Source organism: Deinococcus apachensis DSM 19763 (assembly GCF_000381345.1).
GTDB classification, from domain to species: domain Bacteria; phylum Deinococcota; class Deinococci; order Deinococcales; family Deinococcaceae; genus Deinococcus; species Deinococcus apachensis.
In genome coordinates this window covers 1-15,548 of sequence record NZ_KB906424.1, presented here as the reverse complement: position 1 = coordinate 15,548, position 15,548 = coordinate 1, and the positions used below count along the sequence as shown (strand labels likewise).

8 protein-coding genes are annotated in these 15,548 nt (G+C 65.1%); 6 read left to right on the top strand and 2 right to left on the bottom strand.

All coding sequences use genetic code 11. The features are described from left to right. Window positions 1-345 precede the first annotated feature (345 nt). On the bottom strand, window positions 346-3,933 hold the full coding sequence (locus tag F784_RS0120575) for an NPCBM/NEW2 domain-containing protein (protein ID WP_019588603.1): 3,588 nt from the start codon (window positions 3,931-3,933) through the stop codon (window positions 346-348). A gap of 290 nt (window positions 3,934-4,223) precedes the next feature. Here F784_RS0120575 and F784_RS24105 point away from each other — a divergent pair, with 290 nt between their 5' ends. The 4 genes from F784_RS24105 to F784_RS0120550 all read left to right on the top strand — a co-directional run bounded on the left by F784_RS24105 (window position 4,224) and on the right by F784_RS0120550 (window position 9,250). Continuing rightward, entirely contained in the window at window positions 4,224-6,230 is a 2,007-nt protein-coding gene (locus F784_RS24105; protein ID WP_019588602.1) for an ATP-binding protein, read from the top strand. A 417-nt stretch (window positions 6,231-6,647) separates the two neighbouring features. Next, window positions 6,648-6,806: a hypothetical protein gene (locus tag F784_RS26460; RefSeq protein ID WP_019588601.1), complete on the top strand. Its 159-nt coding sequence runs from the start codon at window positions 6,648-6,650 to the stop codon at window positions 6,804-6,806. Between the two features lie 378 nt (window positions 6,807-7,184). Next, window positions 7,185-7,382, top strand: coding sequence for a hypothetical protein (locus F784_RS0120555; RefSeq protein WP_019588599.1), 198 nt, complete (start codon window positions 7,185-7,187; stop codon window positions 7,380-7,382). Between the two features lie 92 nt (window positions 7,383-7,474). Further along, a complete protein-coding gene (locus F784_RS0120550) occupies window positions 7,475-9,250 on the top strand; it encodes a family 43 glycosylhydrolase (protein WP_019588598.1) in 1,776 nt (591 codons plus the stop codon). A 514-nt stretch (window positions 9,251-9,764) separates the two neighbouring features. Here F784_RS0120550 and F784_RS0120545 read toward each other — a convergent pair. Next, on the bottom strand, window positions 9,765-10,109 hold the full coding sequence (locus tag F784_RS0120545) for a hypothetical protein (RefSeq protein ID WP_019588597.1): 345 nt from the start codon (window positions 10,107-10,109) through the stop codon (window positions 9,765-9,767). A 1,030-nt stretch (window positions 10,110-11,139) separates the two neighbouring features. Here F784_RS0120545 and F784_RS0120535 point away from each other — a divergent pair. Both F784_RS0120535 and F784_RS26920 read left to right on the top strand, forming a co-directional pair. Continuing rightward, window positions 11,140-14,463, top strand: a complete 3,324-nt coding sequence (locus tag F784_RS0120535; RefSeq protein ID WP_019588596.1) for an ATP-binding protein — start codon at window positions 11,140-11,142, stop codon at window positions 14,461-14,463. Window positions 14,464-15,180: 717 nt separating this feature from the next. Further along, window positions 15,181-15,548: hypothetical protein (locus F784_RS26920; RefSeq protein ID WP_051087011.1), on the top strand; the 368-nt coding region annotated here is incomplete at its 3' end.

The window sequence follows — 15,548 nt, the reverse complement described above, 5'->3', positions numbered from 1 at the left end:
GGGTCTTCCTCCCGCTGGATGGGACGCTGCCGGAGGAGCTGCCGCACGAGTTGTTGGTGCATTCGTACAACTTGGTCGTGAGCAGGAACCTGCTGAAGCGGATGCGCCCACAGTTTCCCCCCGTCAACGAAGGGCTTGACCACGGGGGGACGAACTTCCAAAACGACCCTTCAGCACTGAACCCCGTTTGACGTCCCCCTGGTCAAGCAAGAGTCGGCGAACCAGCAAGACGTTCCGCCACCGACAGCACAGCCCTCGGCGGCTGGGGGTCAGCCCCTCCATTCTCATCTGGACCAGTTCTGCATGACCTGGCCCAATCTGTGGGAGCACTTCACCTGGCGTGATCTACTTAGGGCGCACCAAGGTGAGCTTGCCGCTGCCAGTCTGCTCATTAAGCTGCGCAATGTACAGGTGGCCCGTCGAGCGGTTCTCGGTCAGGTCGAGCGGGCTGGGGTTAAAGTTGGTCAGACCGCTGATGAGCGTCTGTGCCTGCACGATGTCCTGGTTCGTCCCACCTGGCGTCAGCACGATGATGTCCTTGCCCGCGCTATACCGCACCACCAACAGCTTGTTCTTCAACGACGAGTTCTGGGCAGTGGTGTACTCCTCGATGACGCCATCCGGGGAGGCGTGTTCGCCAAAGTCGTACGAGAAGCCGCGGTAGTTGCGGTCTGGCTGGACGCCCACCACGTAGCCCGAGCCGGAGGAGCTCGCCACCACCTCGGCGGTGTCGGTGCCTGACGTGGGGTTGGCCCCGTTCATGGCCCACTCGCAGCGCATCGGGTTGGGGTGCCCGTAGTAGCCGCCCTTCACCACCCGGAAGAGGAAGTCGTGCTGCACGCCGACACTGGCCAGCGCCGGGACGGCCGGGCCGGTGTAGGGACCGTCGGGGCGCGTCTGGCAGGAGGCGGGCAGGGTGGCCGGGGTGGCGGGGGTGTTGCCCCCGGCTGCCGAGCCGTTGGTAGGGACGTACAGCTGTCCGTTGGTGTGCCACACCATGTCGTAGGCGTTGCGGATTCCCGAGGCGTAGATGGTGACGGGAGCACCTGCAGCGTAGGGGTTGTACACGCCGCCGTCACCGGTCTTTACATCCAGCGGCGGGTTGCTGATCTTGGAGTAATCGACTCTAAGCAGGGCAGCGCTTAGCAGCCTCTCAGGACGGTTGCCCCAAGCGGTGTCAGGAGCACCCATTGCGGAGTTGCTGCCCTGCAGAACATACAGGGCGCCAGGATCACCCGGGCGGAAGGCAATGGAATTGGTCTGATGATCGCGGATTGAGCGGGGGAACCCCACCACATAGTCCTGCACGTTTTCCAGGTTGGGGCCGCTCAGGCGGGTAATCTTGCCACTCCAGTCCGGGGAGTTTGCCGTGCCGTCCCAGAAGTGGTTGTTGCTGATCCACAAGATGAGGTTGTCGGCCGTGGAGGTCGGGTCGAACTTCATCCCAATGATGGTGCGCGGTCCGCCACTGGCCGCTTGTACGGAAGTCATAACTTGCGGGGTGGTGACCGTGCCATCGGACATCACTCCAAAGCGCAGGATGTCACCAATCAGTGTGGCCGCGTACAGCTTGCCGTCCGGCCCCATCTCGACGGCCGTGTAGGGCTTGGCGGGCGCATTGGGCAGCGCGACTTGCTCGAAGGCCACCGTGCCCGTGGACCCCGTGCTCGACCCCGTCACGAAGGTCGTGCGTTGGGGCAGGAAGGCCATCCCGCTCGTGTCCTTGACACCGGAGGTCACCTCGAAGATGTACTGGGTGTTGGCACTAAGCGGCGCACTGGGTTGTAAAACGATCACGTCACCGCCGCCGGAGGTGTTGAGCGAGGCAGGCACGGGGACATTCGTGACCATGTTCAGCAGGCGGACGGTGGAAGAGAAGAGGGTCGTCCCGTCGATGCCGCTGTTGGGCAGATTGACGTCTGCTGTGACCGAGACGGTAGTTGGGACGATGGTCTCAGCGTCCTGGGGGCTGAGCGACCGGATGCTGGGCTGGTCGCCCGGTTGGATGCTCAGGTAATCCAGCTTGGTGTTCGTGCCGCCGCGCGCGTCGATGGTCAGGCGCCCGTCGGTGACGCTTGCCCGCATCGTGGAGGTGAAGAACTTCTTGGACGCCACCGGGTTGTACCGGGCGATGGCCAAGTGGCCCTCGACATTGATCTGATGGAAGCTGTCGTAGCTGTTGCTGGCCTCCCCTACGGCGACGGTCACGGTGTACACCCCGTTGGGCAGGGCGTACTCCCAGGCGGCGGGCGTGCGCACGGCAGTCGCGTTGCTCACGCTCGTCGGGAACTGCATGTGGATGAAGGTGTTCAGACGCGCGTCCACTCCCGCAAGTGCGCGGTCACGGGTGTTGGGGGTGATGTCCAGCGGCACACTGGTGCCTGTCCCCACACTGTCCTCGCGGACCCAGCCGAAGCCCCGCGACGTGTCGTAGGCGGCTCCTGTATCCCTAGTGTACCCGGCAGGTGTTCCCGAGCTCGCAGGCTGGAAGTTGATCAGGATGCCCCCGGTAGGCAGGGTGGACGCGGGGTTCACCGTGACCTGCGCGGTGCCCTTCTTGCTCGTGTCGAAGGTCGAGGTGGCGGTGATCGTGGCAGTACCCGGCGCAATAGCAGTCACCAGTCCCGAACTGCTCACGGTGGCCACTGACGGGCTGCTGCTCGTCCAAGTCACGGCTGAGGAGTACGCCCCGCTCCCCTGCACGTCCGCCGTGAACTGCCGCCTGCCCTTCACGCTGAGGACAGCGGTGGAAGGGTTGACCGTGACGCCGGTAACGGTGGGCTGGATATCAGAGCAGCTCACCTTGGCGTTCGCCCAGTCGGCATGATCGTAAGAGATGCCATTCCCCGCGTCGGTTACCTTGAGCATCAACTGCTTCTTGCTCGCGACATTCACATTCACCGAGCGCGCTGAATCCCGCCCCGTCATGATGCCGCTGTCGTACAACTTCGTGCCGTCCGAGAACACCTGAAACACCACGGTGCCCTGATCGCCGACCTCATCGTCCACGCCCACCTCAACGGTGAAGGTCGAGCAGGTGCCGTTCAGGTCGTAAGTTAGTGAGGACGCCGCGTGCGCACCCAGTCCCTTGGGATACGCAGTGCCGCCGATGGTGAGAGTCTTGCCGTCCCCACCGGCGCTCCCCCCATTGCTCTTGTCCTTCTCGTAGGGGCCGTACCCGTTCAGAGGCGTCCCAATAGGTGTGAGGTCACTCAGGTATTTGTTCCCCGAAGTCTGGGACACCGTGCAACCGAGCAATCGCGTCGCAGCCCAGTCCGCGTGGTCGTAGTTCACGCCGTCGCTGGCATCGCGGACCACAAGGCGGAGTTGCTGGACTCCGCTCAGGGGAACGGAGATGGTTTTGGCCGCGTTGCTCCCACGCAGAACGCTGCTGTCGTATAGCTTAGCGGCGGTGCCGTTCCAGACCTCGAACACCACGCTGCCCCGGTCGCCCACCTCGTCATCCACCCCGATACTGGCGGTGAAGGTCGTGCACTGGCCGGGCAAGGTGTATCGGATATCGGAGTTCGCATGGGCACCCAACCCTTTGGCATAGGCCACGCCACCGATCGTCAGCGTCCGGCCGTCCCCTGCCGTGCTGCTGTTGTTGCTGCGGTCGATCTCAATCGGACCGTAACCGTTGGTGGCCGAGTCCCAGCTCCCGCTCGTCAGGTCGAGGTCGGTGGCTTCACCCGCTGCGCTCACCGCCAGCCCACGCCAGGGGGAGCTAGGGGTTCCCGGGGACATGTCCGTCCCCTGGGTCACGCTGGTCCAGGAGTAATCCGTTCCGGGCTCGTAGGAATAGGTGGCAACTGGATCAAGGCCGGGCGTTTGGCTCTGCGGAGCCGAGGAGCAGGCGGTGAGGGCGGCGGTCAGGACCAGGGTCAGGCCGAGGCGCAGGGACGAGAGGAGGTCCGGCTGGCATGCAGGCATGTGATGATCCTTTCCGTATGACGGATAGAAGGCCGCGTGGCTCAAGCGGGGGCGCAGACCGGGGAGAAAAGGACACTGAAGAGCTTCCCCGGCGTACGTATATCGCCGCAGGTGTGGGATGGCCTTTCCCTACAGGCCCAGCTTCTGGTCGCCCCGCTTTCCGACCAAAAGCCCCTGTCGTCCTCTGTTGGTGGGCGGACTTCATGATGGACTCCAGGGCGTTTACACTCTGTTGACAACCTGCTCCACCTGCGTTGACAACCCCCTCGTCCGCGTTTTGGAGGCCCGGTGTGAACCAGCTCCAGATGTTTCTGCTCGGCGTGCCCAGGGTCCGCCTGAACGGCCAGCCCGTTCACCTGCGGACCCGCAAGATGCTGGCGTTGCTTGCCTACCTCGTCGTGGAGGCCGGGCCGCACTCACGCGACGAGTTGTCCGAGATGCTGTGGCCAGGCTCCCAGACCTCCGCCCGGGCCGCCCTGCGCCTGGCCCTGTATCACATTCACGCCGTCCTGGGCCGGGATATCGGGTTGAGCGTCATGCTCGACAGAGTCGAACTCACCCGCCACGCCGGGCTCTGGGCAGACGTGCTGGAACTGGGGGAGCGGGAGGAGCCTCCACGCTCAGAAGTTCTGGAACTCTGGCGCGGCGATTTCCTGCAAGGTCTCACCCTGACGGCCTCCCCCTCCTGGAGCGAGTGGGTGAATGCCCGAGCCCTGCACTTTGCTGAACGCTTCAGCGTCCTCCTCGCCCGGCTCACCCGTTACCAGTTGGAGAGTGGGCAGCTCGAAGGTGCCATCACCACCGCACAACGCTGGGTGCGGCACGACCCTCTCAGTGAGGATGCCTACCGACAGCTTACGTGGGCACTACGCGCGGCAGGCCGGAACGCGGAAGCGGTGAAGACGGAACAGCGTGGCCGGGAAGTGCTGCGGCACGAGCTGGGCGTCGAGCCAGAGATGCCACCCCATGCTCTGACAGGCCAACTTGCCCAGAGTGCCGGATCCACCCCTCGACTCTTCCACTCAGAGCTGCCCCTCTCCATGCTGCGTCCGCCCCGGCTCGTGGGGCGGGAGGATGTCTGGGCGCAGATGGAGGAGGCGTGGGGGCGGGGCCAGGTCATTCATATCGTGGGCGATCCCGGAGAGGGCAAATCCCGCTTGGCGCTGGACTTCGCCCAAGTTCATGGCCGGGTCCTGGCCTTCGAGAACTGCCCAGGCGACTGCCATGTGCCGTATAGCAGCGTGACGCGCCATATTCGCACGATTCTGCGCTCGTACCCGACCCTGTCGCTGGAACCGTGGATGCGCGTGGCGCTCGCCCCGCTGCTCCCCGAACTCACCCCCAAAGGCTGGGAGGAGACGACGACTGTCCAGCCTGCACACCTGACCACGCCCCTGCTGACAGCGCTCCAGTACGTGTACGGGTTCGCGCTCCGCGAGGTTGAGGTCGTCATCGTGGACGACCTGCAGTTCAGCGACCCCGCCTCCTTGCAGGTGGGGCACGTCGTGTCCTCGTCAGTCTTTCCCGTAGGTCAGCCGGAGGGCCTTCCCTACATCATCACCTGTTTCCGGCGCGGCGAACTGCCTCCCGAGGGGGAGGCGATGATTGAGCAACAGGTCGCCGCCGGAATGGCCATCCGAATTGAATTGGAACCTCTGAACGAAGCAGCGGTCAAGACGTTTGTCGCGAGCCTGGGGGTGCCGGACCTTGGCGCCCGCTTCAACGCGCTCCGGGCCTTCACAGGGGGGAATCCACAAATGCTGCTGGAGACGGTGCGGCACCTCGTGGAGACGCGGGGCATTGAGGACGGGCAGTTCTCGCTGCCTCCCCGCGTGCAGGAAGTGCTGACCCGGCGGACGGGGCGGCTTTCCCGGAGGGCCCTCCAGGCGGCGCGAGCGGCCGCCGTACTCCAGCACGACTTCACTCTGGAGCTTGTCGCCGAGATGTTGCAAGCACCGATCCTCGACGTGGCCGAGGGCTGGGCGGAGCTGGAGGCCGCGCAGATGATGGAGGGCGAGCGCTTCAGCCATGACCTGATGGCCGAATTTCTGGCTCGGGAGACGCCCGTCCTGGTGCGAACCCTGTTGCACCGGGCGGCGGCGCGCACGCTCGCGGCGCATGGGGGCCAGGCAGCGCGCATTGCTGAACACTGGCGCGCGGGTGGAAATGACGCCCAGGCCGCCCCCTGGCTTCTGCGGGCAGCAGAGACGGCCCGGGCCCAGGGGCGGCTCTCTGAGGCCGCCACCTTCGCCGACCAGGCCCGAATGCTGCTTGCCTCTCAAGACTCAGTCCCCTAGCTAACGTACACGCGAGTGCCACCCCTAACGCTGCTACTGTGGGTAGCAGGGCTTGCAGGGAAAAGTTGCCTTGATTGCCCTAAGTCGCGAACTCTTCAAAGCCAACAACTTGGAACAACCCCTGAGCGGAATGAGCTGAAGCTGGCTCACACCAGACCTCAGAAACGCCGTTGGGGACGGTTGTCAACGCATATTGAAAGACTTGTCAACACAATGTAAACGTGCTGACGGGCACGATATGAATCAGCCATCGGCAGAGGGACGGGGGCCGGTGAGCAGGAGCCGGGGGCAGCCCACGGCCGAAGTCCCTGGGAGAAATGCCGTCCAATGACGCCCGTGCAGGGCGACGACGGGATGACGTAGCCCCCTACGGTCCAGCCGGATTCTACGTCCACTTCACCCGCCGAAGGAGGCCCTATGAACCACCCCGTCGCCGCGCTGCTCCTGAGCCTCTTCCTGCTCGGCACCCCGGCGGACGCCTCGCTGTGGGGCGCCAAGATCAAGGTATGCCCCGACGGGACTACCGTGACTTCACCGGCTCCCTGCCCGCCGCAGCCCGGCGTTTCCAAGCAGTGAGCCGATCCGCCGGAGGAGGGGGAAAGCCGAAGTGCCCGAGCGGACCGCGCCGCCATGTGGGGAGGAGTTCTGGATTACCTGGACTCCTCGTTGGCCCTGTTCACTCGACAGGCACAAGGAGAAGGTATGACCATCAACGGCACCAACCACAGCACGGCGCAGTGGCTGAAGTACGCGCATACGAGGCACGACCAATTCCTCCGGGAAGCGCAGGAGGCAAGGCTGCTCGCTCCGCGTGCCGAGGGTCCCTCGCGCTGGCATTCAGCCGTGAGCTCTGCCTGAGATAAGCTCATGATCCACCTCCATCTCCGGCCCGCTCATTAGGGCGTCGGCAGGAACACCGTTCACAGTAGTGCGGGCGCTCTGCAGGGAGGAGTCATGTCAGACCTGCATTACTCGTTGACCCTGTTCCAGTTCACCCTGCCGGATAGGGTCTGCCAACTGAACAGCGAGATGGTGCAGCGGGCACTTGAAATTCAAGCTGCCCGCTATACCGTCTCGCTCCACAGCCGCGAGGCGGCCCTCAGATGGCTTCTTCGCCTGCAGGCAGACACCGTGAGCTGGGTGTACTGGTAAGGGTTCAAGCCTCGGGCATGGAGCGCAACAGCAACCCGTGCTCGGCAGAATACGTATTCTGCCGCTGCTTCCTTCCCGCTCAGGAGGATCTCATGAAGCGAGTGCCGATCGCCCCCGTCCTCCTCACGGCCGCGTGGCTGACCGCTCTTGCTGTGTTCCAGGCAGTGAATGCGGGAGGCGGGCTTACCCGGCGCACTTACACCAATCCCCTGGATATCCCTGGTCCCCAGCCGGTGGTCGCCTGCGGGGACCCGTCCATCCTCCGCTCACGCATTCCTGGCGATGCCCACTGGTACGCCTACTGCACGAGTGACCCTCACGATGACACGGAGAACAATGGTGCAGGGGCCTACCCCCTCCACCCCATCACCATCCTGCGCAGCGCCGACCTCACCCGCTGGGAACTCGTGGGCGACGCCCTCCCCATCCAGCCGGAATGGGTGGCCCCGGACGGCCTCTTCTGGGCGCCGGACGCCGTCGCCTGGCCAGACGGCACGTACCGGCTGTACTACGCCGCCTCACGCACCGACGCCGGTGGTTCAGCCATCGGTGTGGCGACTAGCCGGAGCCCCGCGGGCCCCTGGGTGGACAGCGGCCGCCCGGTGGTGGAGGCCCAGGGGGAACTGGCCGTGCTGGACCCGGACGTCATCCAGGACGCGCGGGGTCAATCCCATGTGTACTACGGAAGCTCCGAAAGTGGCATCTGGGTGCGCCAACTGTCCCGAGACGGCTTGCGGAGCGACCCACGCACTCAGGTTTGCGTGGCCGCCCCGTCGGGCCCAGCGGGGTTTGGCACTCCCGAGGTGGTGAGGCGTGGCGGCTTCTACTACCTGATGGCGTCCAGCAGTCCGTGCTGCCTGGGGCCCCTGACTGGCAACGGCATCTTCGTTGGGCGTTCCCCTTCGCCCACCGGACCCTTTCTGGACCGGGAGGGCCGCGACCTGAACAGCGCCTGGACAGGTGGGACGCCCGTGCTGATGATGAATGGCAACTGCTGGGTCGGTCCCGGGTCGGGAAGTGTCGTTGCGGATGCCGCCGGGCGGGACTGGCTGTTCTACCACGCGATCGACCGGCACGATCCGTACTTCCAGGGGCAGACGCAGATCAACAAGCGGCATCTCATGCTGGACCCTGTCGACTGGGTGGGAGGCTGGCCGACGGTCCGTCATGGTCGCGGCCCTTCGGAAGGAACACAGCCTGCTCCAGCCCTGAGGGCGAACGACCCCAAGCCACCGGCTGTTGGAGCAGTCCCGGCCGAGCGGTTGGGGCCCGCCTTCCCCGAGTTGTCCGACGAGTTCAACGGGACCAGGCTTGGGCCGCAGTGGAGGTGGTTGCGTTCACCTTCTGGCACACGTGTGACCGGAGGGGCCTTTCACCTCACGACGGTGGCCGGGGACCTGCGGGACGGCACAGCACCCGCCTTACTGGAGAGGGCGCCCACCGGGAACTACGTGGTAGAGACGAAAATGACCTTTCCCTTGCCTGAGGGGACTGCGCCAGGCGAAGTGGAGGCGGGCCTGGTGGTGTACGGGGACGACCGGAATTTCTTGAGGCTGACGGTCGGCGCGCTCGGGGTTGTCCGTATCTCTAGTTTTATAAAGGCGAGCGAGGAAACCGGGTCGGTCAGGGCTGGCTACGGCGTGGTGGGCACACCTGCCCCGACAACCTGGCTGCGGATCGTGAAAAGGACGGTGGGGAGTGAGGAGCGCTACACCCCGTTCACAAGTACCGACGACCGCGTATGGGAACGGGGCGGTACCTATACCCACCAACTGGGCCGGAAGGCGCAGTTGGGTCTGGTGGCCCTGAGTCACGCTGGCTATCAGGCCCGCTTTGACTACCTCCGCGTGTTCCGTCTCACCCCCTAAGACCTCAGATGGAGTCAAATCTACCTTACCGCATGAGAATACCGAGTCAAGCTCTGTTCTCTACTTGTACGACACTTGAATCGCCTCCTGAAAACCCCTCTCATAATGGCAACGACGAGCTGTTGATAGCGTCTCGTGTCAATAAGGCACGAACAAGGCACGACGCCCTCCCCCAATCTAAACCCAAAATGAGAAACCCCCTCTGGGAGGGGGTTTTCTTGGCGCGCCCGAAGAGATTCGAACTCCTGGCCTTCTGATCCGTAGGTGGAAGCTCCCCTGAGTCTCTGGTGTCCCTTGAAGGCCCAAGATGCCCCTAACTCCGTCTTCAAGGGGTTCTCCAGACCTACTTGCTGTTCCTTGACCGTCCTCTACTGCCCATGACGCCCGCCCCTATAAGGCACGCGCAAGGCACGGTCATCTTCCCGCTGCCATCCCCCTTCGCGCCCTTCCCATTGAGGAAGAAAGGTGCGAATGGCAAAAGGCGAAAAGTGGGCCTGCTTCTAATTAGGTGCCCCTAGACCTTAGGAGGACGGCCGAGGGCCACCGGCGGACCAGCGAAACAGCGCAGCCCGGTGACACCGTCCCGGCCTTCCCGCTTCACGCACTCGGGCAGGATTTGGTCCGCGAAGGTAAGGGGCGTGCATTCAGCCAGCGTGGTCTCTGTCGTCAGGGGAACGACCGGCTGGCAGGCGAAGAACTGGTCCTCGTTCAAGTGCGACGGCACACCTAAGAGCAGGTGGTCACCAGCGCGGCCCCGAACCCCGGTGCGGTCCTCGTTCAATGGCAGCGAGAAGGTGAAGTCCCGCCACTCGTAGGGCCCCACGAGTTCCAACGTCAGAAAGAACTTCTCGCTCAACATTCGGCGAGAGGTAGGGGGCTCGAGTGTCCAAGTCTGTCCGGGCGCGCCCAGAACACACTCCAGTGCCGCCGAGCGTTCGCATCGCAGGGGGAGGATGACGGGTCGGGAAGGGGACGTTGGAGCTGCCCGCGAATCTGTTACGCCGAGGCCGAGCAGAAGGGCGGCGGCGATGGGCTTGAGCAGCATGAGCATAGCTGGCCTCCTATGGGGGAAGCGAGTGAATGTCTCTTTGGTATGGCTGAGGAGCCCTATCCACACGTTGAGGGAGGCGAGCGTTCCGGGCAGGGCGGGAAGGGGATTAGGCGCCCCTCCCCAGGTTGTTGCCCATGTCCAGCGGGCTCCGTTCCCGCCATCTCCCCGTACGAACTCCGTCAGATCCTTGCCGGGACCGCACCACCTGTTGTCCATCTCCCGGAGCCAGTTCCTTCTCCGGAGTTCCTTGATCGGATGGCTAGGTGTGCTCAACACCTTCTCGTGGGAATTCGCATCAGGACGTAGGCCGCAGGTGCAGGTGAACCAGCAGTCCTTCCCACGCCTGCCTCAGGGCCATCGGCCAGCGCAGTGGAGTCTTGGGCAGGGTGGCGAGCAGCCGCGTCTCCTATGCCTCGCGAAGGAGTTGCGCGTGCCGCACGGAACCGAGCTCCATCCAATGCCGTGTGCTGTGGCTGATGCCGTTGATCTGCATAACTCCTCCTGATGCTCAGCGAGACTGTTGACAGGACGGACCAGACCCTGCGCGGTGGGACGGCTGCGAAGAGGGCCGGTCAGGCTGCCTCCAGTGCTTTCGCGGGGTGAGCGGGAAGGGTGATCGAACGACCTTGAGCGGCTCGAGTGATGTCTGGCCCCTCCTTTCCGCGAGACAGCCTTCCCCTCTGGGTGCAGCATCTAGCTGCCCCGCCTGGCCACCCTCGGCACCGTGCGTCCTGAGCCGATAGGCGGATTTCATCGTGGACCCCGATGCGTTTACACTCGTTGACAGCGCTCCCCCACTCGCGTTGACAGCCCCCTCACCCGTGTTTTGGAGGTCGGTGTGAGCCAACTTCAACTCTTCCTGCTCGGGGTGCCCGAACTGCACCTGGACGGTCAACCCGTCCACCTGCGCACCCGTAAGATGCTGGCCCTGCTCGCCTACCTCGCCGTGGATGGGGAAGCGCATCCCCGCGACGAGTTAGCTGACCTCTTGTGGCCCGGTCCCCCTGAGAAGGCCCGCGCCGCCCTCCGCCTGGCCCTACATCACATCCAGGTCGCCCTCGACCGGGACGCCGGGTTGAGCGTGACGCGCGACAGCCTCGAATTGCGCCGAGGCGGGCTGTGGGTGGACGCCCTCGACCTCGCCGCACGGGCCATTGATTACACTCGTACTCCCGATCCCGCCGACCTGCAGCTCTGGCGCGGTGATTTCCTGCAGGGGTTCGCCGTAGGAGGGTCTCCCCTCTGGGACGATTGGGTCAGTGCTCGCACCCTGGAATATGCGGAGCACTACGGCAGGCTGCTCGACCGACTCACGCAAGCCCAGTTGTCGGCCGGTCATCCCTGGGACGCCATCAGCACGGCCCGGCGCTGGGTCGACCATGACCCACTCAGCGAGGACGCCTACCGGCAACTCGCGCGGGCTCAACGGGCGGCGGGTCGGAACGCCGACGCGTTGGAGACTGAGCGCACCTGTCGGGAGACGCTGCGGCGCGAGCTGGGCACAGCCCCCCCTCAGGCGAGGCCGCACCCTGCAGCAGAACCCGACCCACCACAGAGCCCACCGCCCGCCATGCCAGAGCTCCCCTCGTTCCTGGTTGGGGACACCCTGATCGGGCGGCAGGAGGAGTTCGCGCGGTTAGTGGAGGCGTACCGCCGTGCAGCGCGGGGGGCTCCGCAGGCCGTGCTGCTCAGTGGCGAGCCCGGCATCGGCAAGACCCGGCTGGCCGGGGAACTGCTCGCCTGGGCGCGGGGCCGCCAGGCCCCCCTGCTCCGGGGCCGGGCCCTGGAAACCGCCCGCCTCCCCTTCGCGGTCCTTACGGAAGCTCTCGGACGGGAGACGACCTGGCTTAACGAGCGGTTGGAAGCCCGGTATCGGGAAGATCTCGCGCGGCTGCTCCCCGACCTGCTCAACGGCCCCGTGCCCCCCGCCCTCGGCAACATGCGGTCCCGGCTTCTGGAGGCGCTGAGCGCGGCAGTGCTCAGCCTGCTGCCTTCTCCCGACGCTAGAGAACCCCTGGTGCTGCTGTTGGACGACCTGCATTGGGCAGACACCGGCACCCTGGAGGCCCTGCTGCACCTGGCGGCACGCCTTTCCGAGTTCCCCGCGCCGCTCCTGATGATCCTCACCGCGCGTGCGGAGTATCTGGGCACGGACAAGCCGCTTTCCAGTTGGCTGGCCCGGCTGCGGCGCCACCTGCCGCTCCTCGCCCTGCCGCTGGGGCCCCTGACCGCGGCCAACACACGTCACCTGCTAACCGGCGTCCTGCCCCAGGCACCTACCGGGCTGATCGGCCGTCTGGCGGGCTGGCTGTTCGGGGAGACGGGGGGACAGCCCCTGTACCTGACCGAAACCCTCAAAAGCCTGATGGAGAGTGGAGCCCTCACGACCGGAGCGCACGGTCCGCAACTGGACGAGGCCCGCCTGCCCCGCGGGGTGGAGGGCGTGCGGGCCGCCATCGGGGAGCGGTTGGCCCGGCTGAGCCCAGCCGCCCTGGGGCTGGCGCAAGGGGCCGCGGTGCTGGGCCGGGACACACCCTTCGACGTGCTCTGCGCGGTGGCGGACCTGGAAGATGAGGAGGCCCTGATGGGCTACGAGGAGCTCCTGCGCTCCGGACTGCTGGTCGAGCTGGGGTCCGAGGACGAGTCGTTGGCGATGCTCTCACACGATCAGGTCCGGGAGACGCTCAGGGACGGCCTGAGCCGTCCTCGCCGTCAAGTGCTGCACCGCCGGGCCTTTTTGGCACTTCAGGGTCGCGGCACACCATCCGGAACACTTGCCCAACATGCCGTCCTGGGGGGCCTGACCAGCGAGGGCGCGACCTTGTTCGAGCAGGCCGCACTCGCCGCCAAGGAAGTTGGTGCCTACGACGAGGCGTTGACGGCCCTCGAGCGTGCGCTCAGCCTGGTTCCCCTGCACCCGGAACAGGAGGAGCATCGGCTCCGCCTGCTGCTCTCCGTGGCCGTGATTCTGTTCATCCGGGACGCCGCGCTGAGCCCCGGGCTGCTGGGGCGTCTCCGGCAGGCAGTGGAGGCGGCTGGTAACGCCGGAATTCCTGGCGAGCAGGCGGCCGCACTGCACCTGCTCGCGGCGGACCTTCTCCGCGCGGGACGGTTGGATGAGGCCGAATCCTCATTCCAAACCGAGTTGATCGTCTCAAGGACGGCCAGCGCTTCTCGTGCCGAGGTGCAGGCCCTCATCGGGCTGACCCGAGTGGCCACCGCACGGTGGGACTGGGCCACCGCTCAAGCGTACGGAGAACAGGCGTTGCGTCTGGCGGGCTCGCTCGGCCAGGAACATGAGGACCTGACCCTGACCACGACCCTGGTCCTTGCCATCCTGAGGCGATGGGCGTCCGGCGCCCTGCGGGAGGCGAGGGAACAGATCGCCACGTTGTTGCCGCGCGCGCGGGAGTTCGAACGAAGAGGGCTGGCGCGGCCATCCTACCAGGGCAGTATTTTCAACCGAGTCCTGTGGGAGCTCATCTGGCAGGACCAGCACGTCGGCGCGTATGACGAGGCGCTCGACCACCTGCGAGAGTTGGAGGGCCTGGGGGGCCGGGCAAAGGAAGAGCTCCTTGCGACGAGGGCCCTGATCCACTTGCGTCAAGGTGACATACAGAACGCGCTGGTCGCGAGTCACGCCGCTATCGAATTGAGCGAACGGCTGCACCTCAAATTCCCCTACGTTCACGGCATCCGGGCGGTGTGTCTTCTCCAGAACGATCAGCATGACAAAGCTCAGCTGGCCCTCGCAGTCGGCCAAGCGATTAACGCAACCTACAATCACGTGAGGGACCGCGCGGACTCAGCTCTGCGGTTCGGCGAGGTGCTGCTGGCCCTTGGTGACCCAGATGGAGCGGAGCGGGAATATCGATGGGTGCTCAGCACGTTCTCACTGCCACATGTCCTTGGGGCGCTACAGGGGATGGGGCAGGTGCGAGCACGGCGGGGAGATGGTGCAGGGGCGGCGCTGTGCTTCGGAGCCGTGCTCGCCCATGGTGCTGCTGGGCTATATCTGGAGGAGCGGGCGAGGGCGACGCTTGCCGAGCTCTGCGCCCACTTCCTCTCCAATGTGATCGACCATGCTTCTAACGAAGGCGCCTTGACGCCCCTTAAGCAGGTTGTCCAACGGGTTCAGGCAGAGCCTGTTTCAGAGACTTGACACACGTTGGACGATGGTCCGTTGAAGGGCCAGGGCCTTGCGCCTGGCCCTTTTGCAATGGATGACGGTAGTTCGGCCACTTCACCTTGACTTGGCCGAGGATGTCCAGAATCTGCTGCTCGGTGTAGCGCTTGCCCCTCATGTCCCCCCCTTGTTGCCATTCTCGTTGCAACTGGAGTGGACCGAGGTCTGGGGGTCACGTCACCCGGTCCGTCGCTTGAACTGCTGGCGGTTCATCTTCAGCGCCCGCTCCACTCGCTCGTGGCCCACCCGCCCAGCTTAGCCGTCGACTTTCACAGGAGGTCTGGTACAGCCGCCGAGCTGTCTCCTTCCGACGGCAGAGTGCCTGGGCTTACAAGAGGCGGCCATACCCCTACCACCTCGTTTTCGGCCCGGCCGGCACTGTGATCTGCCCTGATGCACCTGGGCGGGATTGCTCGCCTGGAGGTGAAGTAAATGCAGGCGCACCGGGCTGAAAACGCTTTGTCAACGCGACGAAAACGCAGCGCCTTCCACACTGGATCCAGGTGCCCCAGGCGTCTGCACAGGACTGCCGGTAGCGTCCGGGCGCCACATTCAGCAGCGCCACCGAGCGCAGGCTAGCCGATCCATTCGGGGAAAGGAGGAACTCCCTCGCCGAACCAGTGTCCCTCGCGCCGATCCGCCCCAGTTCCCGCCTCTCGCCCGATGCCCCGGCATCAGGAAAGGAACGTCACCATGCGGACTCCCCAAACCCTCAAGACCCTGCTGCTCGCCGCCCTGTCTGCCGCCGCCCTGGGAAGCCCGGTCTCCGCTTCGAGCGTCTACGTAAACAATCGCCACGGTCCGAGTGGAGCGATCAACGCCTATTGCGACGGCGTTCTCATAACCTCCAATGTCCTTCCCCAGATGTTCATGATGTTTCCCATTGAAGTGAGCCCTGGGCCGCACGTGTTCGTGGTCACTCCGAGCAATATGGCGTTGGGTCAGGGCGATCTGGCGCGGGCCTCTGTTAACGTTGAGCCCAACGTTACCTACACGCTCAGGTACTTCTCGGAAAAGGGCACTGACCCAGCCTCCGCAGTACTCAAACTGCAGAGGGGCAG

Coding starts and splice junctions, on each gene's coding strand:
- F784_RS0120545 (WP_019588597.1), bottom strand. CDS start 10,109: ATGTTGAGCGAGAAGTTCTTTCTGACGTTGGAACTCGTGGGGCCCTAC.
- F784_RS0120575 (WP_019588603.1), bottom strand. CDS start 3,933: ATGCCTGCATGCCAGCCGGACCTCCTCTCGTCCCTGCGCCTCGGCCTG.
- F784_RS0120555 (WP_019588599.1), top strand. CDS start 7,185: ATGTCAGACCTGCATTACTCGTTGACCCTGTTCCAGTTCACCCTGCCG.
- F784_RS0120550 (WP_019588598.1), top strand. CDS start 7,475: ATGAAGCGAGTGCCGATCGCCCCCGTCCTCCTCACGGCCGCGTGGCTG.
- F784_RS26460 (WP_019588601.1), top strand. CDS start 6,648: ATGAACCACCCCGTCGCCGCGCTGCTCCTGAGCCTCTTCCTGCTCGGC.